This is a genomic window from Streptomyces sp. NPDC058758 (assembly GCF_042746075.1).
Lineage (GTDB): Bacteria > Actinomycetota > Actinomycetes > Streptomycetales > Streptomycetaceae > Streptomyces.
Genome location: NZ_JBHYPS010000007.1, coordinates 168,198 through 188,602, shown reverse-complemented (window position 1 = coordinate 188,602; position 20,405 = coordinate 168,198). Strand labels below are relative to the sequence as shown.

Here is a 20,405-nt window from a genome sequence, read left to right as displayed (position 1 = left end):
CCGTGCGGTCCGGGTCGCTTCGGGTGGGTCCCGTCGGTCCCGGTCAGTCCGCCAGGTCGAGCACGCCGGTCACCCCCAGGCGTGCGGGGGCGGGGCCGCCGAGGGCGGCGTCGTCGGCGATCCGGCCGTCGAAGAAGCTGATGACGCGGTCGGCGGCGCTCGCCATCCGGGCGTCGTGGGTGACCATGAGGATGGTCTGGCCCCGGGCGTGGAAGCGGGCGAGGAGGCGCAGGACGTCGCGGGTGCCCTTGCTGTCGAGGCTGCCGGCGGGCTCGTCGGCGAGGAGGAGCGCGGGCCGGTTGACGAGGGCGCGGGCGAGGGCGACGCGCTGCTGCTCGCCGCCCGAGAGGGCGCCCGGGAGGGCGTTCTCCCTTCCCTGGAGGCCGAGTTCGGCCAGGAGGCCAGCGCGGCTCGCGCGGGCGGCGCGGGGGGAGGCGCCGGCGAGGAGGGCGGGGAGTTCGACGTTGTCGGCGACGGTGAGGTGGGAGACGAGGTTGAAGAACTGGAAGACGATGCCGACGCCGCGGCGGCGCAGGACCGCCCAGCGGGCCTCGCCGTGGCCGTCGACGCGTTCGCCGCCGATCCAGAGGCGGCCGGCGTCGGGGCGCTCCAGCCCGCCGACGAGGTGGAGGAGGGTGGACTTGCCCGCTCCGGAGGGACCGGTGATCGCGACGAACTCGCCCTCGCGGACGGTGAGGTCGACGCCGCGCACCGCGTGGACGGGGGCGCGGTCGCCGCGGTGGGTCTTGGACAGGCCCTCGGCGCGCACGATGACGCCCGGCGGGGGCGGCTTCCCCGCGGTGTCCGGCTCGGTCATTCGAGCTCCTCCTGACAGCGCTCCAGCCAGTCGAGGTCCGCCTGGAGGTGCAGCATGGCGCCCTCGATGAGGAGTTGGGCGATCTTGTTGTCGCGGTCCTCGCCGGCGGCGAGCCGGGAGAGGCTGCGCATGGTGTTGAGGTGCTGCCGCCGCTGCCGGTTGATCAGGGCGATCGGGTCGGCGAGCCCGGAGAGGGGGGCGAGGGCGAGTTTCATGAAGAACCCGTCGCGCACCCTGGGCTCGTCGGTGGTGTCCTCGAACCACGCGGCGACGGCCTCCCGTCCTGCGTCCGTCAGGCGGTAGATCCGCTTGTTGGGGCGGCCCGTCTGTTCGACGTCCTCGCCCTCGATGAGTCCGCTCTTCTCCAGCCGGCCGAGGGTCACGTAGACCTGGCCGACGTTGGGCTGAGGGTAGGCGGAGCCGAGGAGTTGTTCAAGGCCCTGCTTGAGCTCGTAGCCGTGGGCGGGGCCCCGGGTGAGGAGTGCCAGCAGCTGCTGCCGCACGCGCTCCCCCTTCCGTGTCGTGCGCCGTTCCCGGCCGGTGGCGGCGGCCCGGGGGCCGCTGGACCGGCGGTCGCCGGGTCCGCCGGACCAGTATCACCGATGCGGCCCGCGCCGGGTCCTGCCACGATGGACCGTCGCGCGGGGCACCGCGTCCGGGAGGTGCGCATGGGGTGGGTACGGTCCGTGGCGAGGGGCGCGCTGGTCGTGGCGGTCCTGCTGGCGGGGTGCGCCGGGGGCGCGCCGCCGGGCGGGGCGGGGGCGGCCGGGGGGCGGGGCGCGCTGACGTTCGTGACGGCGGGGGACCTCACGGACTACCTGGCGCCGCTGGTGGAGGAGTGGAACGCGGGGCGGCCCGCGGAGCGGGTGTCGCTGGTCGAGCTGCCGGACGCGGCGGACGAGACGCGGGCGCAGATGCTGAGCGAACTGCGGTCCGGGAGCCGCCGGTTCGACGTGCTGAACATCGACGTGGCGTGGACGTCGGAGTTCGCGGCGGCGGGGCTGATCGCGCCGCTGGAGCGGGCGCGGTTCGACCTGGGCGCGTTCCTGCCGCCGGTGGTGGACACGGCGACGTTCCGGGGGCGGTTGTACGCGGTGCCGTACGTGACCAACGCGGGGTTGCTGTACTACCGGAAGGACGTGCTGGACGCGGCGGGCGAGCGGCCGCCCCGGACCTGGGCGGAGCTGGCGCGGCTGGCCCGGACGCTGGCGCCGCGGCACGGACTCGGCGGCTACGCGGGGCAGTTCCTGCCGTACGAGGGGCTGGCGGTGAACGTCACGGAGGCGATCCGGTCGGCGGGCGGTACGGTGCCGGGCGAGGAGGGCGCGCGGGCGGAGGCGGACGCGGAGGCGGTGCGGGCGGCGCTGTCGTTCCTGGCGGGCGGGGTGCGGGAGGGCTGGATCCCGGCGGAGGCGCTGCGGTTCAAGGAGGAGGAGTCGAAGCGGGCCTTCGAGGAGGGCCGGCTGCTCTTCCTGCGGAACTGGCCGTACGTGTACGCGGACGCGGCGCGCCCCGGGTCGGGGGTGGCGGGGCGGTTCGGGGCGGTTCCGCTGCCGGGTCCGCACGGGCCGGGCCGGAGCGTGCTGGGCGGTTCCAACCTGGCGGTGTCGGCCCGGTCGCGGCATCCGGCGACGGCCGCCGACTTCCTCGCGTACCTGACGAGCGAGCGGGTGCAGCGGCAGGTGTTGACGCGGGGTTCGCTGCCGCCGGTGCGGGCCTCGCTGTACGCGGATCCGGAGCTGGTGAGGGCCCATCCGTACCTGCCGATCCTGCGGGAGAGCGTGCTGGCGGCGGTGCCGCGGCCGAAGAGCGCGCGGTACGACCAGGTGAGCCTGGCGGTGCAGGTGGTGGCACAGGACGTGCTGGCGCTGCGGGCCTCGCCGGAGGAGGGGGCCCGGCGGCTGACCCGTGAACTGGCGGCGATCCCGTCCCTCCCTTCCTGGAACCCTCTGCCTGCGCGTTAGGTAGCCGATCGTCCGGACCTTCCTCAGTGCTGCCCAAATCAGCTCCATACCAAGCCTGTTGGGTCGCCACCGTTGACACGGATTCGTCTTCGCTACTTAACATGAATGCATCGAAGCGAAGGAAGGACGACCATGCGACGACCCTCCCTCACGACCCTCCGCGCCGGCGGCGCGCTCACCGCGGCGCTGGCCCTCGCGCTCACCGCCTGCGGCTCCGAGGACCCGAAGGCCGCCGGCGGCGAACTCGCCGGCACGACCGTCACCGTCGCCGGCGTGTGGACCGGCGGCGAGCAGAAGAACTTCAAGAAGGTCCTCGACGCGTTCAGCGCGAAGACCGGCGCCAAGACCGTGTTCGTGCCCTCCGGCGACAACGTCTCCACCTTCGTCGGCAGCAAGATCGAGGGCGGCAACGCCCCCGACGTGGTGCTCGTCCCCCAGGTCGGCGTCCTCCGGCAGTTCGCGAAGGCCGGATGGCTGAAGCCGCTCTCCGAGAAGACCGCCACGACCGCCACCGGGAACCTGGCACCGGTGTGGAAGGAGTACGGCACGGTCGACGGCGCCTACTACGGCCTGTACTTCAAGGCCGCGCACAAGTCGACGGTCTGGTACGCCCCCGACGCGCTGGAACAGGCCGGGGTCGCCGAGCCGAAGAGCTGGGACGCGCTCCTCGCGGCGGGGCGGACCCTCGCCGACTCCGGCAGGCCCGCGTTCGCCGTCGCCGGCGAGGACGGCTGGACGCTCACCGACTGGTTCGAGAACGTCTACCTGTCGCAGGCGGGGCCGGAGAAGTACGACCTGCTCGCCCGCCACGAGCTGAAGTGGACCGATCCCAGCGTCGTCACCGCCCTCACCACCCTGGCCGAGGTGTTCGAGGACGAGCGGCTGGTCGCGGGCGGCGCCACCGAGGCGCTGCGGACCGACTTCCCCGGCTCCGTGGAGAAGGTCTTCGGGCCCGAGCCGAAGGCCGCCCTGGTCTACGAGGGCGACTTCGTCGGCGGCGTCGCCAGGGACGAGTTCGGCAGGAAGCCGGGCGAGGACGCGAAGTTCTTCCCGTTCCCGCCGGTCGGCTCCGGGAAGCCGCCCGTGGTCAGCGGCGGCGACGCCGCCGTCGTCCTCAAGGACGCGAAGAACGCGGACGCCGGGATGCGGCTCCTGGAGTTCCTGGCCACCCCCGAGGCCGCCGAGGTGTGGGCCGGGGCCGGCGGCTTCCTCTCCCCCAACAAGGACGTGAAGCCGGAGGCGTACGCGGACGACACCGCCCGCGCCACGGCCGCCTCGCTGGTCGCGGCGGGCGACACCGTCCGCTTCGACATGTCCGACCAGGCACCCGCCGCGTTCGGCGGCACCAAGGGCGCCGGCGAGTGGAAGCTGCTCCAGGACTTCCTCCGCGACCCCTCGGACCCGAAGCGGACCGCGGCCGCCCTGGAGGCCGCGGCGGCCAAGGCGTACGGGAACTGAGGCCGGCCCGTCATGGACCGGCAGCCGACAGCGCGCGCCGCGGCGGATCCGCGGCGCCGCGCCCTGCGCAGGAGGCGGCTCCTCGGCGCCGCCTTCGCCCTGCCCGCCCTGCTGCTCCTCGGGGCGCTCGTCGCCTACCCGGTGGTCTTCTCCGTCGGCCGCAGCCTGTTCGACGCGAGCGGCGACCGGTTCGTCGGCGCGGACAACTACGTGGAGATGGTGCGGGACCCGGCCACACTGAAGGCGCTCCGCAACAGCGCCGTCTGGGTGGTGGTCGCCCCCGTCCTGCTCACCGGGCTCGGCCTGCTGCTGGCCGTGCTCACGGAGCGGGTCCGCTGGGCGACGGCGTTCAAGCTCGTGCTCTTCCTGCCGATGGCCGTGTCGTTCCTCGCGGCGGGCATCGTCTTCCGGCTGGCGTACGAGCAGGATCCCGACCGGGGCGTCCTCAACGCGGTGGTGGTGGGCGTCCACGACGCCTTCGCCGAACCCTCGCCCTATCCGACCGCCCGCGCCCGGGACGGCCGGGGCCTCACCGGCGGCCCGGCCGGCGGGTACACCACCGGCGAGCTGCGGGCGGGCTCCGTGGCGGTGCTGCCCTTCGTGGGCGTCGCCCCCGGGGCCGTACCGGGCGGTGCGGAACCGGCGCGGGCCCCCGCGCCCGCGCCGGACGGCCTGTCGGGGACCGTCTACCTGGACTTCACGCCCGGGACCGGCGGCCGGCCGGGGGTCGTCGACGACCGGGAGAAGGGGCTGCCCGGGATGACGGTCGAGGCGGTCCGGGACGGGAGGGCGGTGGCGTCGGCGCGGACGGCCGCCGACGGAACCTTCCGCCTGGACGGGCTCGGCGAGGGGACGTACCGGCTGCGGGTGCCGGCCGCCAACTTCGCCGCCGGGTACGAGGGGGTCGACTGGCTCGGCCCCGCCCTGGTCACCCCGGCGATCATCGGCGCCTACCTCTGGGTGTGGACCGGCTTCTCCATGGTGCTGATCGGGGCGGGGCTCGCCGCCCTCCCCCGGGACGTCCTGGAGGCGGCCCGGGTGGACGGCGCGAACGAGCGGCAGATCTTCCGCCGGATCACCGTGCCGCTGCTCGCCCCCGTCCTCACGGTCGTCTTCGTGACGCTGGTCATCAACGTGATGAAGGTCTTCGACCTCGTCTACGTCATCGCCCCCGGCCCGGTGCAGGAGGAGGCGAACGTGCTGGCCACCCGCATGTGGCTGGTCTCCTTCGGCGGCGGCAACGACCAGGGCCTCGGCAGCGCGCTGAGCGTGCTGCTGCTCCTGCTCGTCGTCCCGGCGATGGTCTTCAACATCAGGCGCTTCCGGAAGGGCGGCTCATGAGGAGGCCCACGCGCGTCACGCGGTGGCTGGGGAGCACGGCCGTGCAGTGCCTGCTCGTCCTGGTCGCCCTCGTCTGGATCACCCCGCTGGCCGGGCTCCTGCTCTCCTCGCTGCGCTCGGAGCGGGACAACGCCTCGGAGGGCTGGTGGACGGCGTTCACCGACCCGGCGCAGCTGTCCTTCGACAACTACCGCGCCCTGCTCGACGACGCGGGGCTGGTCCGGGCGTTCTGGAACACCGTGCTGATCTCGGTGCCCACCACGCTCCTCGTGGTCGGCGTGGCGGCGCTCGCCGGATACGCCTTCGCCTGGCTGGAGTTCCCCGGCCGGGACGCGCTCTTCCTCGTGGTGGTCGGCCTGTTGGTGGTGCCGGTCCAGATCGGCCTGCTGCCGGTGGCCAAACTCTTCGGCGCGGTGGGGCTGTTCGGGACGGTGGCCGGGGTGGTCCTCTTCCACGTCGCGTACGGCCTGCCGTTCGGCGTGTTCCTGCTGCGGAACTTCTTCGCGGAGATCCCGCGGGAGATGCTGGAGGCGGCCCGGCTCGACGGCGGCGGGGAGTGGCGGATCTTCCGGCGGCTCGTCCTGCCGCTGGGGCGGCCGGCCCTCGCGAGTCTGGCGATCTTCCAGTTCCTGTGGGTGTGGAACGACATGCTGGTGGCCCTGCTCTTCGCGGACGGCGAGTCCCAGCCGCTGACGGTCGCCCTCCAGTCGCAGATGCGCCAGTTCGGCAGCAACATCGGGGTCCTGGCGCCGGGCGCCTTCCTCTCCCTGGCCGTGCCGCTGGTGGTGTTCCTCGCCTTCCAGAAGCACTTCGTGCGGGGGGTGATGGCCGGTTCGGTGAAGTAGGAAGCGGGTCGCCCCCCCCCCGGGGGGGGGGGGGGGGCGACCGGGGGGGCGGGGCGGCCGTCAGCAGGCGCCGAGGTCCTGCCAGACGCCCCACTCGCCGGTGGTGCCGGGCTCCTCGCCCAGCGTCCACCACTTGGCCTTCCAGGTGTGGCCCTGGTGGGAGACCTGCTGGCCGCCGGTGTAGGTGGTGGCCTTCGCCCACGGGGCGGCGGTGCACCGGGGGGTGCCGCCGGTGACCGTCAGGTCGTAGGTGGCGGTGTGCGCGGCGGAGGGTCCGGCCGCGGTGACGGTGATCCGGTACGTCCCCGAGACCGCCGTCGCGCCGGTGGAGAGCGTCAGGGTGGACGAGCCTCCGGCGGTGACGGAGGCGGGGCTGAAGCTCGCGGTGACGCCGGCCGGGAGACCGGAGGCGGTGAGGTTCAGGGGCTGGGCGGAGCCGGCGGTGACCGCGGTGGCGACGGTGGTCGTGGCGGAGGCGCCGGCCGTCACGGTGCCGCTCGCGGGGCCGGTGGTGACGGAGAAGTCGTCGGCGGGGGTGGTGGTGCCGCCGGTGAACGGGGCGAAGACGTGACTGAAGTCCCAGGTGTTCTGGGCGATGCCGGAGCAGTGGTCGGCGGCGGCGCCGCCGGGGCAGGCGCCGTTGTCGCGCTGGAGCGCCCAGAAGGAGAGGGTGTTGATGCCCTTGCCGACGGCCCAGTCGTACACGGTGCGGGCGTTGGCGAGGGTGAAGGTCTCGGCGGGGCCGAAGTCGTCGACGCCGATCATCTCGGTGACGCCGATCATGCCCCAGAGCTGGGCGGCGCTCTTCGTGGGGTAGAGCTTGGCGAGCTGGTTGTAGAGGCCCTGGGCCGCGGTCTGGGTGTCCTTGGCCATGTCGTGGACGGCGTTGTCGTAGTAGTCGAAGGTCATCAGGTTGACGACGTCGACGCGGGCGCCGTTGGCGACGGCGTTCTTGAGGACGGCGAGGCCGCTCGACGCGAGGCCGCCGGTGGTGGTCGGCAGGGTGTAGGAGATCTCCAGCGTGCGGCCGGAGGCGGCGGCCCGGTCCTGGAGGACCTTGATGGCCTTGTTGCGGCGGTCGATGCCGGCGGTGTTGTCGAGGGAGTCGACCTCGATGTCCATGTCGAGGCGGGTGACGTCGTAGGTCGTGAGGACCTTCTCGTACGCGTCGGCGATCCGGTTGACGTCGGTGCAGCTGTCGGCGATCTCGGTGCCGGTGGTGTCGGCGGTGTAGCCGCCGAAGGACGGGATCACGTCGCCGCCGCGGGCCTGCATGGTCTTGATGTCGGCGCCGAAGGTGGCGGCGGCGACCGGCATGCTCGTGTCGCCGTTCCAGTACGGCGTGCAGGAGCCCTTGGCGGCGGTCTGGAGGAACGCCATCGTGAGGTGCTTGGCGCCGGACTGGGCGGAGAGCGCGGCGGGGCTCTCGCCGGTCCACGCCTCGAAGTACGGGGCGAACACGCGGTTCGGCAGGGGTGTCGCGGCCTGGGCGGAGCCGCCGCCGAGCGCGGTCAGGCCGGCGGCGGCCACGACCGTGGTGACGGTGGCCAGAAGGGCCCGGAGGGGGCGCGTGCTTCTCATGTCGGTCATTCCCCGGAGGTGTGAGGGGTGGTCGGGACGTGGTCGGGAGGCCCCTGCCGGGTGGAAGCCGGGCGAGGTGCCGGGTACTGGGATAGGGGGCGGCGCGGAAGCGGGTCAACAGCCCGGACCGAGACTGGACTAGACCTGTCGGGCGCGTGGTCGCGCGTTTCCCCTGCCCACCCGGAACAGGCTTGGACTAGACCAATTCCCGTGATTTTCCCTCCCCTTGACCAAGCGTCGGGACCGGTCCCGCGGCCCGCACGCCCCGGCCACCCGGACGGCGGATGCCGGAATCGTGGCCGCGCGGCCGTGGCGGAAAGTATGATCAGGCGATGTCTGACATGACTGAGACCACGCCCGGCTGGATGAGTTCGGACGAGCTGGAGACGGCCCGCGGCCGGATGCCGATCCTGTACGTCGACGCGGTTCCCGTACGGGTGGACGACAGCGGTGAGGTCACGAGCATCGGACTGCTGCTCCGCATCGGCGCCGACGGAACGATCAACCGCACGCTCGTGTCCGGCCGCGTGATGCACCACGAGCGCGTCCGGGACGCCCTGCTGCGACACCTGGAGAAGGACCTCGGCCCGGTCGCCCTCCCGCGCGTGCCCGCCTCCCTCCAGCCCTTCACGGTCGCCGAGTACTTCCCCACCGCCGGCATCACGCCGTTCCACGACCCCCGCCAGCATGCCGTCTCGCTCGCCTACATCGTCCCGGTCAGCGGCGACTGCCGCCCCCGTCAGGACGCGCTCGACCTGGTCTGGTTCACCCCCCACGAGGCGGCCTCCCCCGCGGTCCAGAGCGAGATGCCCGGCGGCCACGGCGTCCTCCTCAAGCAGGCGCTGGCGCACGTGGGCGTCACCTGCTGAACCGCCCCCCGCCCCGACGGCACCGGCCCGGTCGCGCGCGTGCGCGACCGGGCCGGTGCGTGTCTCGCCGCCCCGGGGTCAGATCCCGCAGGACGAGGCCGACCAGTAGCGGCTCGGCCGGTGGTCGACGTGGGCGTGGTCGGAGTGACCGGGGTAGCCCGGGCCGAGGATGCCGTTGAAGCCGTGGTACCGGGCCTGCTGGGCCAGACGGCACAGCGAGTGCGGGCCCGAGCCGAGGTCGGCGGCGTCGCCGTAGAGATGACGGCTGTCGGAGGCGCCGCCGACCGCCGCGTTGCAGGCGCTGCTGCGGAAGCCGCTGGTCACCCGGATGGACTGGTCGCCCAGGGCGTGCCGGAGCGCCTCCAGCTTCCACATGGTCCGCAGGGCGTTGGACTTGGCGGTGGCGGCGCTGACGGCCCCGCCGGCCCAGGTGGTGTTGCAGGTGTTCAGCTCGGCGTAGCTGAAGTGGATCGGGGTGCAGTCGTCGTCCTGGAGGGCGTACAGCTTGCTGAAGGTCGCGGGCCCGGCGACGCCGTCGGCGGCGAGGCCGTAGGCGGACTGGAAGCGGGTCACCGCGGCGGCGGTGGCCGGGCCGTAGGAGCCGTCGACGGCCAGGACCCCGCCGTAGCCGGGGTAGCCGGCGACCCGGATCTGGAGCTGGGTGACGTCGGCTCCGGTCGCCCCCTGGGAGAGGGTGCGCGACCAGGTGTAACAGCCGTCGGCGCGGGCGGGGCCGGCGCCGGCGACGACGCCGGTGAGGCCGGCGACCAGCAGGACGAGGGCGAGCAGGAGCCGTGCCACGGGGGACACGGCGGGAGCGGGAGCGCGGGTGTGCAGGAGCATCGGGGGACCTCCACCTCGGCGGGCGCGCGAACCGGGCGCGACGGGGCACGGCACGGCGGCTCGCCGTGTCATGCATCTGTCAGGGAGCCTGTCGGGAGGAAGCCTGGCCCTTCGGGTCGACGCGCGTCAACCACGCGGGACGCCCCCGGACGGCCGAGGGGCGACGGGCCGGGAGCCGCCCGCGCCGCGATGATGAAGGGGTGAAGGGCGACGGGAGCGCGGAAGGGCCGGCCGGCCCCGGCCCGGCCGTGCCCGGCCCGAACCCGACCGCCACCGCACCCCACGGCGCCCCGGAGGCCGGACCCGCCGCGCACACCCCCGGAAACGACCACGGCACCGGTACGGCACCCGGCGCCCCCGGAAACGGGCCGGAGACCGGCGCGACGGCGAACGGCGCCGGGACCGGCACCGGCGCGCGTACGCCGGCGGGCGGGGACGGGGTGAGCGGGGCGCCGGAGGACGGGGCGGGCGACGCTCCGGGGGACGGGCTGAGCGGGACGCCGGAGGACGGGGCGCGTGGGGCGCCGGTCGATCCGCGGATGTTCGACGGGGCCGTCGCCGCCGTCGCCGTGCTGGCCGGGCCCGAGGACCGGCTGCTCTACACCAACTCCGCGTTCACCCGGATGTTCGGCCACCGCGGGATCGGGCTGCCGGCCCGTGCCGCGTTCCCGGACCCGGACGGGCACCGCTTCCTCGCGGTGATCGACTCCGTACGGGTCACGGGCCGGGCCCGGCAGGTCGTCGGCGAGCGGCGGACCGACCCCGGGGCACCCGGGCAGGCCCGGCACTTCGTCTACTCGTGCAGCCCGGTCACCACCGACCGGGGCCCCGGGATCCTCGTCCTGGCCATGGACACCACGGCCGAGACCCTCGCGCTCCAGCGCTACGAGGCGCTGGTCTCGGCCATCTCGCAGATGGTGTGGGTGATGGGGGCCGACGGCTCCATGGAGGAGATCGTCCCCGGCTGGGAGCAGCTGACCGGGGCCCCCTGGCACCCGCGGGCCGACGCCGGCTGGTACGCGCACATCCACCCGCGCGACCGGGAGAAGCTGAGCGAGGCCTGGCGGCGGGCGGCGGCGGGCGGCGGGCGGCCCCGGGTCTTCGAGGCGACGTTCCGGGTGCGGGCGGCGGACGGTTCGTACCGACACCTGACCACCCGCTCCGTACCGGTCCTGCGGGACGGCGGCCTCACCGAGTGGGTGTCGGCCACCGCCGACGTCGAGGGCGCCTGGGGCACCCGGTTGCGCGAGCGGCTCCTCGGGAAGGTCGCGGCGGTGTCGGGGGCGAGCCTGCACGAGGCGTTCGCCGAGGTGGTGAAGGTGGTGGTGCCGGAGCTGACCGACGCGTGCCTGATCCTGCTGCTCTCGCACGAGGGCTGGCCGCTGCCGGAGCACGCCGAGGTGACGGCGCGCCGGATCGCGTCGGCCACCCGGCCCGGACTGCCGGCCCCGCCCGCGCTGCGCGGCCAGCGGGTGGCGGTGACCCCGGCGGTGCGGGCGGTCCTGGACCGCCGGGAGCCCGTCACCTTCCTCCTGGAGCCCGGCACGCCGTTGCCGCCGGGGCTGATCCCGACGGTCAGCGAGCGCTGGCTGCACGCCTCGGGGGCCACCAGCCTCACCCTGATCCCGCTGATCGTCGACGACCTGGTGCTCGGCTACGCCGCCACCAGCAGCAACGGCGACACGCCCGTCCCCGGTCCGGCCGAGACCGAGCTGCTGCGGGAGGTGCTCCACCACGCCCAGCGCCCGATCCGGAAGGTCGTGGACCTCCAGCGGGCGCGGCGCACCGCCCTCGGCCTCCAGCGGGCGCACCTGACCGAGCCGCCGTCGGTGCGGGGCGGGACGCTGGCCGCGCGGTACCAGCCGGCCGTCGCCGGCGGGGAGATCGGCGGGGACTGGTACGACGCCTTCACGCTTCCGGACGGCACGCTCGTCCTCGGCATCGGGGACGTGGCGGGCCACGACCTGACGGCGGCGACGGCCATGGGCCAGATGCGGAGCATGCTGCGGGCCCTGGCGTACGCGGGCGGCCCCGGGGCCAGGCCGGACGCGGTCCTGGCCCGGCTCGACCACGTCTCCGCGGGCCTGGGCACGGCCTCGCTGGCCACCGCCCTGCACGTGGTCCTGCACCACCGGCCGGACGGCACGTGGCTGATGACCTGGTCCAGCGCGGGCCATCCGCCGCCCCTGGTCGTCTCGGCCTCCGGCGACGCCGGCTACCTCCCCGGCGCCGCGGACCCGCCGCTCTGCGTGGCCTCCGACCTCCTCCGGACGACCCACACCCACGTGCTGGGCCCCGGCGACACCCTGCTCCTGTACACGGACGGCCTCATCGAGACCCCGTCCGCCCCCATCGACGAGGGCCAGCGCCGGCTGGCCGCCGAGGCCGCCCTCTGCCGCCGCCGTTCCCTCCCCGACCTCCTCCGCGTCCTCCAGGGCCTCTCCGACCACCGCGACGACACGGCGATGCTGGCGTTCCGGGTGGACGAGGAGGAGGACCCGGCGGACGAGGAGGACTGACCGTCCCGGCCCCGTGCTCCGCCGGCCGCGGCGGTCGGCGGAGCACGGGGCCGGGACGGTCAGCGGGGTGCGGCGCCGGCGGGGTCGGCGGCACGTCCGGCGCGTTCGGCGGCGCGGGCGATGTTGTCCGCCATGGTGCCGAAGACCGCCGTGTGGAAGGGGGCGATGGCGCGCCAGTAGAGGTGCCCGGCCAGGCCCCGGGGGTGGAAGAGGGCGCGCTGGTGGTAGTGGGCGCGGCCACCGGGTGCCGGGGTGACGCGGAGTTCGAGCCAGGCGAGGCCCGGGAGGCGCATCTCGGCGCGCAGCCGGAGCAGGCGGCCCGGTTCGACCTCCTCGACCCGCCAGAAGTCGAGGGCGTCGCCGACGCGGAGGCGGTGGGCGTCGCGGCGCCCCCGGCGCAGGCCGACGCCGCCGGAGAGCCGGTCGAGGCGGCCCCGGACGGCCCAGGCGAGGGGGAAGGAGTACCAGCCGTGTTCGCCGCCGATGCCCTCGACGACGCGCCACAGGTCGGCGGGGTCCGCGCGGACGGCGCGGTCGCGCTCGTCGGTGTAGAGGCTGCCGCCGGCCCAGTCGGGGTCGGTGGGCAGCGGATCGCTGGGCGCGCCGGGGTACGCGGCGGAGGACCAGCGGGTCGTCACGTCGGCCTCCTGGATCCGTTTCAGGGCGAGGGCGAGCGCCTCGTCGAAGGGGACGGGCCCGCCGGGCGGATCGGGGACGTACCGCTCGATGTCGTGCTCGGCGCGGACCACCTCGTGGCGGAGCGATTCGGCGAGCGGGCGGGCGAGGGCGGCCGGCACGGGGGTGACCAGGCCGATCCAGAGGCTGGAGAGGCGCGGGGTGAGCACGGGGACGGGGAGGATCAGGCGGCGCGGGAGGCCGGCGACGGCCGCGTACCGCTGCATCATCTCGCGGTACGTGAGGATGTCGGGGCCGCCGATGTCGAAGGCGCGGCTGACGTCGGCGGGCATGCGGGCACTGCCGACGAGGAGGCGCAGGACGTCCCGGACGGCGATGGGCTGGACGCGGGTGCGGACCCAGCTGGGGGTCACCATCACGGGCAGGCGCTCGGTGAGGTGGCGGAGCATCTCGAAGGACGCGGAGCCGGAGCCGATGACGACGGCGGCCCGCAGGACGGTGGTGGGGACGCCGGACGCGAGGAGGATGTCGCCGACCTCGGTGCGGGAGCGCAGGTGCGGGGAGAGCCGGTCCGGGGGCACGCCCTGGGGGGTGAGGCCGCCGAGGTACACGATCCGGCGCACCCCGGCGGCCCGGGCCTCCGCGGCGAAGGTGCGGGCGGCCCGCCGGTCCGTGTCCTCGAAGTCGGCCGTCGAGCTCATGGAGTGGACGAGGTAGTAGGCGACGTCGACGTCCCGCAGGGCCTCCCGCAGGCTCTCCGCGTCGGTGACGTCGCCGCGGAGGATCTCCGTCCGCCCCGCCCAGGGGAAGTCCCGCAGGTGGGAGGGGGTACGGGCGAGGCAGCGGACGCGGAAGCCGTGGTCGAGCAGCTCCGGGACGAGCCGCCCGCCGATGTAGCCGCCGGGCCCGGTGACCAGACAGCGGGCCCCGGGCGGCGGCACGTCGCCGGACGGGGGCGGGGACTCGGGCTCGGGCCGGAGCTCGGGCTCGGAAGGTGTGGTCATGGCCGTTCCGTTCCGTTCTTTTCCGTTCCGTTCCGTTCCATGGGACCGGAGCGAGCGGGGGCTCGCCCCCTCGTCTCGTCCCTTCCCTCTCGGCGGCCTCCGCGGATGCGCCACGGACGGTGCCGGGCCCGGGGCCGGGTGCCGGGGAGGCGGGTTCAGGTACGGGGGGCGCGCTGTTCCGACAGTTCGGCGTTGAGGGCGTCCAGGAAGCGCAGCACCGTGGCGAGTTCGGTCTCGTCGAACCGCTCGCGGGCCCTCTCGGTCGCCTCCGCCAGCGGCCGGAAGTGGTCGCGGGCGACGGCCATGGCGCCGTCCGCGTACTCGACGTGCACGACGCGCCGGTCGGCGCTCTCACGGGTCCGGCGGATGTGCCCGGCCTTCTCCAGCCGGTCCAGGCAGGCGGTGACCGCGCCCGAGGTCAGCCCCAGATGGGTCCGGAGCAGGCCGGGGGTGACGGGGCCCTCGTGGTCGAGGACGAACGAGAGGGCCTGGACGTCGGTGGGGTGCAGGCGCTGGCCGGCGGCGAAGTCGTGGGCCACCCGGTTGAGCTCGCCGAGGGTGCGGCGCAGCGCGACGGCGAACCGGTGCAGTCCGACGTCCCCGACGGCCCCCGCCGCCGGGAGCCCACCGTCCCGACCGCCCTGATCGCCCTGATCGCTCTGCCTGCTCCGCACGTCCCGCACTTCGCGCTTCCCCTGTCCGCCGGCCACGTGACCAGCGTATACAGCGCGGACGGCGGGCCGTGCCAGGCACGGGGCCGGGTACCCGCTGCCGCGCGTCCCGCCTCCTGCCGCGAGCGGGGCCCGTCAGTAGCGCAGTACGGCGGCGATGCGCCCCTGGCCGTCGAGCGTGCCGCCGGGGACGAAGCGCACCTCGGCGCCGGTGTCCAGGGCCCGCTCGACGATCTCGTCGACCATGTCGTCCCGGGCACCCGCGTCGCCGGCCTCGGCCGGTTCCAGGTGGTCGCCCTCCTCGCGCACGACCGTCCGGTAGTCGTCCTCGACGGCGACGAGCCGGGCGCGGCCCTCCTTGGCGGCCCGCCACACCTCGTCGATGCCGCCGGCGAACTCGCGCCGGCCGCGGGCCGCGTCGAGGTCGGCGGTGAGCACCGTGACGGCGGCGGCCTCGCGGGCGGCGCGGGAGGGCTCGACGGCGGCGTGGACGGCGGCGGCCGGCCCGTCGGCGAGACCGCCGTGCCGCACGGTGACGGTGCCGGGGCCGAGCGAACCCAGCTCCTCCACCAGGCCGAGCGCCTCGGGCGAGCCGAGGACGTACAGCGGACGGGGCTCGGAGGCGAGGACGCCCCGCAGCTTCTCGTGCGCCTCGCGCAGGAACTGCCGGGTGGCCTCGTCCCGGAAGGCGCCGGGGACGTCGCCGACTCGTTCCTTCCGTTCGGCGTCCGGGTCCTCCAGGCTGCGGGTCAGCGGGAAGCCGTCCCGGACGGCCTCGACGGTCCGCTCGGGGTTGCCGCTCCACAGGGAGACCCGGTCGGCGGCGACGGCGAGCGCCCAGTAGGGCTGTTCGGCGGCGCGGGCGGCGACGAGGTTCCGGGTGAGGAAGGTGTCCGCGAGGACCACCCGCTCGGGCACGGCCCGGGGCAGCGACCACACCTGGTGCTCGCCCTGCGCGGCGTAGATGACGAGGCCGTCCTCCGCGTGCGCGAGGTCGACCTCGGCGGCGGCGCGGCTCAGCTGGTCGAGGACGTCGAGCCGCCGCTCGCGCGGCACGTCCGGGTCGCCGGTGAGCGCCTTCTCCGCCTCCGCGAGCAGATTGCGCAGGCGCACCGGGTCCTGGGCGTTGTCCGGTTCGCGGCGGTGCGTGGGCATCACCAGCGAGACGGCCGGGTAGGGCCGGGGCCGGCGCAGTTTCGCGAGCACCTCACTGCTGAGCACGGGTTCCATGGACGGGGCCTTCCTGTGGGGACGGGCGGGCTGATGCCCGAACGGGGAATCGGACGGTCGTCCGAAGCAGGGGTCGTACCGGGCCGGTACGGGTCGCCCGGGGCCGGGGGCATCCGGGACCGGGGGCCGGGGCATCCGGGTCAGGGGGCGTCCGGGTCAGGCGGGGCCGGCGAGCTGTTCCGCGAGTTCCCTCTCGTCCGCGTCGCTGAGGGAGGTCTTCAGGACGGTGCCGCCGTGCCGCCGCATCGCCGCCGTGAACTTGTCCTCGGTGAGCTTCGCGGCCATGACCACGAGCGCCGCGGAGCCGGGCCGCAGCAGGTCGCCGACCTGCTGCCGGAAGCGCTCGTCGACGCCGGACCGGCTGAGCCGGCCGACGAGTCCGCCGAGCGCGGCGCCGGTGAGCGCGCCGACCGCCGGGACGAGGAAGAGGATGCCGAAGATGGTGCCCCACAGGGCTCCCGTCGCGGCGGTGACCCCGACGACCCGGTTCGAGGTGTCGACGTGGGTGCGCCCCTCCGCGTCGACGGAGACGACGGCGAGCCCGTTGAGGACGACTACCTGGTCGCGCTGGAGTTCCTGCACCGTGCCGAGGGCCTCCTCGGCGACGGCGGGGTCGTCGTACCCGATCACGATCAGCTCGGCCACTGCCGCCTCCTCGGACGCGCGGGGCGGAGGGTCCGGGACCGTACGACCGTGCGGGGGCGTCGTCGCGCGCCCCGCTCTCCACCCGATCTCTCCGCCCGATCCTGTCCCGATATGTCCGTTCCCGCGAATCGGGGCCTCCCGTCCTTCTCGGGGCCGGGCCGCACCGTCGGCGGTGCGGCACCGGACCGGCCGCACGGCAGGGCGGCACGCACCGCCGCCGGGGCCCGGGACCCCGCCCCGGGAGCGATGCGGCCGGCGGGCCCGCGCGAAGCCCTGGGCCCCCCTGTCCGCCGGGGCGTCCGGGGGGGGGGCGGTCAGGCGGGCGTGGGGGCCAGGGTCTCCAGGGCCAGCTCGGCGGCGCGCCGGTGCCAGAGGCGGGCGCCGCGCAGCATGGCGTGGCCGCCGGTCGGCATCGGGATGCCGGTCGCGTCCGCGCCGGCCTCCCGGGCCCGGGCCACGAAGGCCCAGGAGTCCCGGGCCCCGGTGACCCGGTCGGCCTCGTCGTGGAGGAGGTGGAGGCGGCGGCCCGCGAGGTGGGCGACCGGCTCGTCCGGCGGGCACCAGGGCGCGAGGGCCACCACGCCCCGCACGGCCGGGTCACCGGCGACGGCGAGCGCAGCCCGCCCGCCCATCGAGTGGCCGACGAGGACGACCGGGAGCGGCCCGAAGCGTGCCCGCAGTCCGGCGAGCGCGGCCTCGGCGTCCCGCGCGGCGTCGGCGCGCTCGCCGTTCCAGCCCCGGTGCCGGTAGCGGCCCTCGGCGACCAGGACCGGCCGCCCGCGCGCGGCCCGCCGCACGGCCTCGGCGAAGGGCCGCATGCGCAGGGCCGGCAGGTTGAGCAGCGGCGGGGCCTCCAGCCCGTCGGCCCGTCCGCCGTGCAGCAGCAGCACCGCGCCGGCCGGGGCCTCGGCTCCGTACCGCACGAGCGGTTCCCGGAACGGGGCGGGCCGGGGACGTACGGACATCGGACCTCCCGTGGGCCGTCCGGGTGACGGCCGAGGACCGCAGTCTGTCACGGGCCGGCCGCCGGGCCCCGGGGAGTGGAGGGCTAGGGACCTCACCGGGCGGCGCCGGCGCTCGGGCGCCGGGCCCGCCGGGTCGCCGCGCGCGTTCCTTCACCGGACGGCCGCTCCGGGTGGCCGCTCGCGGTCACGGCGCCGCTCCTCCCGTCCGGGGACCTCCAGGGTCCCGCGGCGGGAGGCCGGCGTCCACGGCGCGTCGACCGTGCGTCGAAGCGGCGTCGGGCCCTCAGTCCGAGGCGCGGCCCGTCCGGAAGCGCTCGAGGCCGTCGGCGAGCCCGACGACCGGGTCCGGGTAGGCGTACGCGGCCCGGTCCGGGCCCTTCAGCCGCCACGGTTCGTGCACGGCGGCCCCTTCGAGGCCCGCCAGCTCCGGGACCCAGTGGCGCACGTACGCCCCTTCGGGGTCGTAGCGCTGGGCCTGGCGCACCGGGTTGAGGACGCGGTTGGGGCGGCTGTCCGTGCCGGTGCCGGCCACCCACTGCCAGTTCAGCTGGTTGTTGGCGACGTCGCCGTCGACCAGCAGGTCCAGGAAGTGCCGGGCTCCGTCGCGCCAGTCCAGGTAGAGGGTCTTGGTGAGGAAGGAGGCGGTGACGAGCCGGGCCCGGTTGTGCATCCAGCCCTCGTGGGCCAGCTGTCGCATCCCCGCGTCGACCAGCGGGTAGCCGGTCCTGCCCTCCCGCCAGGCCGCCAGGTCCCGCTCCGCCTCCTTCCCGCGCCGCCAGCGGTCGTGGCGGGGCCGGTAGTCGGCGTGGGCGGCGGCGGGCCGGGCGGCGAGGACCTGCCGGTGGAAGTCGCGCCAGCACAGCTGGCGCACGAAGGCGTCGGCGCCCGCGCCGGGGCCGTGGGCGCGGGCCCGGTGGACCGCCTCCGCCGGGGAGAGCGCGCCGAAGTGGAGGAAGGGCGAGAGCCGGGAGGTGCCGTCGCCCGCCCGGTCGTCCAGGACGTCGTGGCGGTCCTCGTACGCGTCGAGGTGCCGGGACAGCCAGGCCCGCAGCCGGCGCCTCGCCTCGCCCTCTCCCCCGGCGGCCAGCCCCGCGGACGTACCGGGCACGTCGGCGCGCGACGGCAGCGGCTCGGAGCCCACGTGGCGGGGGACGCGGACGGCGCGCGGGGCGGGCAGCGGGGCCCGTACCGGCTGGTCCGCCCAGCGGCGGAAGTACGGGGTGAAGACGGCGAAGTGGTCCGATCCCTGCGGGACGACGTCACCGGGCGGCACGACGGAGTCGACGCCGTCGTGCACGGACAGGCGGCAGCCGTACGCCTCCAGGGCGCGCCGCAGCCGGGCCTCGCGGGCGCGGGCGAAGGCGGTGCTGCCCGCCGCCGTGTGCACCTCCTCCGCGCCCGTCTCCCGCACCACCCGGCACACCTCGTCCACCGGGTCGCCTGTGCGCAGGACCAGCCGCCCGCCCCGGTCCCGCAGCGCGCCGTCCAGGTCGGCGAGGCAGTCGGCGAGGAAGGCGAGCCGGTTGGGCGCGGCGAAGCCGGCCCGGTCGACGGCCGGGTCGCGGACGAAGAGCGGCACGAGCGCGTCGGCTGACCGGTGGGCGGCGTGCAGCGGCGGGTGGTCGTGGACGCGGAGGTCGGCGGTGAACAGGACGACGGCGGTGCGCGGAGCCGGGACACCGCCGGAGGCGGCGGCGGTACGGGGGGCCGCGGCGTCACCGGAGGCGGCGGGGGTGCGCGGGGTGTCGTTCACGGGGGCGTTTCGCTTCCGGACGGGCCCGGGTGGGGCGGTGGTTCGCGGGAGGTGCGGGGAGGGCGGCGGGCGTTCGGGCCCGCGGCGGTCCCGTGCCCCCTTCGGCGGCGGGGCCGCTTCCGGATGCGCGCGGGACCGGTGATTGTGCCGATGACGGCGTTCCGCGGCGCCCTCACAGTGGCGGGGCCGCCCCACGGCACCGGCCGCCCCTCCCCCCGGGACGGCCGTACCACGACACGAGAGGACGACTTCGTCGTGAAGCGATACCTTGCCGCGGCCACCGCCTCGGCCGCCGGCCTCGCGCTGCTCCTCGCCCCGGGCGCGGGAGCCGCGACCGGCAACCCGTACGAGCGCGGCCCCGCCCCCACCCAGTCGAGCATCGAGGCGCTGCGCGGCCCGTACGCGGTCGCGGAGACCTCGGTCTCCTCGCTCGCCGCCACCGGGTTCGGCGGCGGCACCATCTACTACCCGACGAGCACCGCCGACGGCACCTTCGGCGCGGTGGCGATCTCGCCGGGGTTCACCGCCACGCAGTCCTCGGTCGCCTGGCTGGGGCCGCGGCTGGCCTCGCAGGGCTTCGTCGTCTTCGTCATCGACACGATCACCACGGTCGACCAGCCCGACAGCCGGGGCCGCCAGCTCCTCGCCGCGCTCGACCACCTCACCCAGAAGAGCACGGTCCGCGGCCGCGTCGACGCCTCCCGGCTCGGCGTGATGGGCCACTCGATGGGCGGCGGCGGCACCCTCGAAGCGGCGAAGAGCCGCCCGAGCCTGAAGGCGGCCGTGCCGCTCACCGGCTGGAACACGGACAAGACCTGGCCAGAGATCAGCACGCCGACGCTGGTCATCGGCGCGGACGGCGACACGATCGCGCCCGTCGCCACCCACTCCGAGCCGTTCTACGAGAGCCTCCCGGACAGTCTGGACAAGGCGTACCTGGAGCTGAACGGCGCCACGCACTTCACGCCCAACACGTCGAACACGACGATCGCCAAGTACAGCCTGGCGTGGCTGAAGCGCTTCATCGACGACGACACCCGCTACGAGCAGTTCCTCTGCCCGCTGCCGCGGCCGAGTCTGACGATCGACGAGTACCGGGGCACCTGCCCGCTGGGTTCCTGACGGGCTGTGCCCGGGCACAGCCCGGCGGACGGGGGTCTGGGCCCGGGCCCAGACCCCCGTGCCGCTCCGTTGCCGGTCCCCGCCGGGCCCGGTTGCGTGGCGGGCGTGTCCGTGTCGGGCGGCCACGGGGAGGGCGGGGGCG

17 protein-coding genes are annotated in these 20,405 nt (G+C 75.5%); 7 read left to right on the top strand and 10 right to left on the bottom strand.

Annotation, left to right across the window (positions count from 1 at the left end; all coding sequences use genetic code 11):
* Window positions 1–43: 43 nt before the first annotated feature.
* A complete protein-coding gene (locus tag ACFW6A_RS12125; protein ID WP_386640245.1) occupies window positions 44–817 on the bottom strand; it encodes an ABC transporter ATP-binding protein in 774 nt (257 codons plus the stop codon).
* Complete coding sequence (locus ACFW6A_RS12120; protein WP_031003756.1) at window positions 814–1,320, bottom strand: PadR family transcriptional regulator; 507 nt, start codon at window positions 1,318–1,320, stop codon at window positions 814–816. Before ACFW6A_RS12120 ends, ACFW6A_RS12125 begins: the two co-directional genes overlap by 4 nt.
* Before the next feature lie 165 nt (window positions 1,321–1,485).
* Here ACFW6A_RS12120 and ACFW6A_RS12115 point away from each other — a divergent pair, with 165 nt between their 5' ends.
* The 4 genes from ACFW6A_RS12115 (at window position 1,486) to ACFW6A_RS12100 (ending at window position 6,425) form a co-directional block, all read left to right on the top strand.
* Window positions 1,486–2,781: an ABC transporter substrate-binding protein gene (locus ACFW6A_RS12115; protein ID WP_386640242.1), complete on the top strand. Its 1,296-nt coding sequence runs from the start codon at window positions 1,486–1,488 to the stop codon at window positions 2,779–2,781.
* 132 nt (window positions 2,782–2,913) lie between these two features.
* Window positions 2,914–4,239 carry an ABC transporter substrate-binding protein gene (locus ACFW6A_RS12110; protein ID WP_386640239.1) on the top strand — a complete coding sequence of 442 codons (1,326 nt, stop codon included), beginning with the start codon at window positions 2,914–2,916 and terminating at the stop codon, window positions 4,237–4,239.
* A 12-nt stretch (window positions 4,240–4,251) separates the two neighbouring features.
* Window positions 4,252–5,580 carry an ABC transporter permease subunit gene (locus tag ACFW6A_RS12105; protein WP_351855847.1) on the top strand — a complete coding sequence of 443 codons (1,329 nt, stop codon included), beginning with the start codon at window positions 4,252–4,254 and terminating at the stop codon, window positions 5,578–5,580.
* The gene (locus tag ACFW6A_RS12100) at window positions 5,577–6,425 is read left to right on the top strand and encodes a carbohydrate ABC transporter permease (protein ID WP_351855844.1); all 849 of its coding nucleotides are present in this window, start codon (window positions 5,577–5,579) and stop codon (window positions 6,423–6,425) included. The genes ACFW6A_RS12105 and ACFW6A_RS12100 overlap by 4 nt, the downstream gene beginning before the upstream one ends.
* Window positions 6,426–6,485: 60 nt before the next feature.
* Here ACFW6A_RS12100 and ACFW6A_RS12095 read toward each other — a convergent pair whose 3' ends face one another.
* Window positions 6,486–8,006 (bottom strand): chitinase, encoded by a 1,521-nt coding sequence (locus ACFW6A_RS12095; RefSeq protein WP_386640236.1) that lies wholly within the window; start codon window positions 8,004–8,006, stop codon window positions 6,486–6,488.
* A 332-nt stretch (window positions 8,007–8,338) separates the two neighbouring features.
* On the opposite strand from ACFW6A_RS12095, the gene ACFW6A_RS12090 reads away from it, so the two are divergent.
* Window positions 8,339–8,875: an NUDIX hydrolase family protein gene (locus tag ACFW6A_RS12090; RefSeq protein ID WP_351857183.1), complete on the top strand. Its 537-nt coding sequence runs from the start codon at window positions 8,339–8,341 to the stop codon at window positions 8,873–8,875.
* A 78-nt stretch (window positions 8,876–8,953) separates the two neighbouring features.
* On the opposite strand, the gene ACFW6A_RS12085 is transcribed toward ACFW6A_RS12090, so the two are convergent.
* Window positions 8,954–9,718 (bottom strand): D-Ala-D-Ala carboxypeptidase family metallohydrolase, encoded by a 765-nt coding sequence (locus ACFW6A_RS12085; RefSeq protein WP_351857185.1) that lies wholly within the window; start codon window positions 9,716–9,718, stop codon window positions 8,954–8,956.
* A 200-nt stretch (window positions 9,719–9,918) separates the two neighbouring features.
* On the opposite strand from ACFW6A_RS12085, the gene ACFW6A_RS12080 reads away from it, so the two are divergent.
* Window positions 9,919–12,237 (top strand): SpoIIE family protein phosphatase, encoded by a 2,319-nt coding sequence (locus ACFW6A_RS12080; RefSeq protein ID WP_386640232.1) that lies wholly within the window; start codon window positions 9,919–9,921, stop codon window positions 12,235–12,237.
* A gap of 59 nt (window positions 12,238–12,296) precedes the next feature.
* Here ACFW6A_RS12080 and ACFW6A_RS12075 read toward each other — a convergent pair whose 3' ends face one another.
* The 6 genes from ACFW6A_RS12075 to ACFW6A_RS12050 form a co-directional block, all read right to left on the bottom strand.
* Window positions 12,297–13,877 carry an SDR family oxidoreductase gene (locus ACFW6A_RS12075; RefSeq protein ID WP_351857084.1) on the bottom strand — a complete coding sequence of 527 codons (1,581 nt, stop codon included), beginning with the start codon at window positions 13,875–13,877 and terminating at the stop codon, window positions 12,297–12,299.
* A gap of 155 nt (window positions 13,878–14,032) precedes the next feature.
* Window positions 14,033–14,551, bottom strand: a complete 519-nt coding sequence (locus tag ACFW6A_RS12070) for a MarR family winged helix-turn-helix transcriptional regulator (protein ID WP_386486673.1) — start codon at window positions 14,549–14,551, stop codon at window positions 14,033–14,035.
* Between the two features lie 132 nt (window positions 14,552–14,683).
* Window positions 14,684–15,778 (bottom strand): chemotaxis protein, encoded by a 1,095-nt coding sequence (locus ACFW6A_RS12065; protein WP_386640229.1) that lies wholly within the window; start codon window positions 15,776–15,778, stop codon window positions 14,684–14,686.
* A 156-nt stretch (window positions 15,779–15,934) separates the two neighbouring features.
* On the bottom strand, window positions 15,935–16,423 hold the full coding sequence (locus tag ACFW6A_RS12060; protein WP_351857080.1) for a DUF1269 domain-containing protein: 489 nt from the start codon (window positions 16,421–16,423) through the stop codon (window positions 15,935–15,937).
* A gap of 314 nt (window positions 16,424–16,737) precedes the next feature.
* On the bottom strand, window positions 16,738–17,388 hold the full coding sequence (locus ACFW6A_RS12055; protein WP_351857078.1) for an alpha/beta hydrolase: 651 nt from the start codon (window positions 17,386–17,388) through the stop codon (window positions 16,738–16,740).
* A 283-nt stretch (window positions 17,389–17,671) separates the two neighbouring features.
* Window positions 17,672–19,039 carry a deoxyribodipyrimidine photo-lyase gene (locus ACFW6A_RS12050; RefSeq protein WP_351857086.1) on the bottom strand — a complete coding sequence of 456 codons (1,368 nt, stop codon included), beginning with the start codon at window positions 19,037–19,039 and terminating at the stop codon, window positions 17,672–17,674.
* Between the two features lie 252 nt (window positions 19,040–19,291).
* Between ACFW6A_RS12050 and ACFW6A_RS12045 the strand changes: the two genes are divergently transcribed.
* Entirely contained in the window at window positions 19,292–20,263 is a 972-nt protein-coding gene (locus tag ACFW6A_RS12045) for an alpha/beta hydrolase family protein (RefSeq protein ID WP_386480218.1), read from the top strand.
* Window positions 20,264–20,405: the final 142 nt, after the last annotated feature.

Excerpts from the sequence above, each read along its gene's own strand:
- ACFW6A_RS12090 (WP_351857183.1), top strand. The coding sequence starts at position 8,339 with ATGTCTGACATGACTGAGACCACGCCCGGCTGGATGAGTTCGGACGAG.
- ACFW6A_RS12095 (WP_386640236.1), bottom strand. The coding sequence starts at position 8,006 with ATGAGAAGCACGCGCCCCCTCCGGGCCCTTCTGGCCACCGTCACCACG.
- ACFW6A_RS12075 (WP_351857084.1), bottom strand. The coding sequence starts at position 13,877 with ATGACCACACCTTCCGAGCCCGAGCTCCGGCCCGAGCCCGAGTCCCCG.
- ACFW6A_RS12045 (WP_386480218.1), top strand. The coding sequence starts at position 19,292 with ATGACGGCGTTCCGCGGCGCCCTCACAGTGGCGGGGCCGCCCCACGGC.
- ACFW6A_RS12055 (WP_351857078.1), bottom strand. The coding sequence starts at position 17,388 with ATGTCCGTACGTCCCCGGCCCGCCCCGTTCCGGGAACCGCTCGTGCGG.
- ACFW6A_RS12100 (WP_351855844.1), top strand. The coding sequence starts at position 5,577 with ATGAGGAGGCCCACGCGCGTCACGCGGTGGCTGGGGAGCACGGCCGTG.
- ACFW6A_RS12085 (WP_351857185.1), bottom strand. The coding sequence starts at position 9,718 with ATGCTCCTGCACACCCGCGCTCCCGCTCCCGCCGTGTCCCCCGTGGCA.
- ACFW6A_RS12125 (WP_386640245.1), bottom strand. The coding sequence starts at position 817 with ATGACCGAGCCGGACACCGCGGGGAAGCCGCCCCCGCCGGGCGTCATC.
- ACFW6A_RS12110 (WP_386640239.1), top strand. The coding sequence starts at position 2,914 with ATGCGACGACCCTCCCTCACGACCCTCCGCGCCGGCGGCGCGCTCACC.
- ACFW6A_RS12115 (WP_386640242.1), top strand. The coding sequence starts at position 1,486 with ATGGGGTGGGTACGGTCCGTGGCGAGGGGCGCGCTGGTCGTGGCGGTC.
- ACFW6A_RS12105 (WP_351855847.1), top strand. The coding sequence starts at position 4,252 with ATGGACCGGCAGCCGACAGCGCGCGCCGCGGCGGATCCGCGGCGCCGC.
- ACFW6A_RS12065 (WP_386640229.1), bottom strand. The coding sequence starts at position 15,778 with ATGGAACCCGTGCTCAGCAGTGAGGTGCTCGCGAAACTGCGCCGGCCC.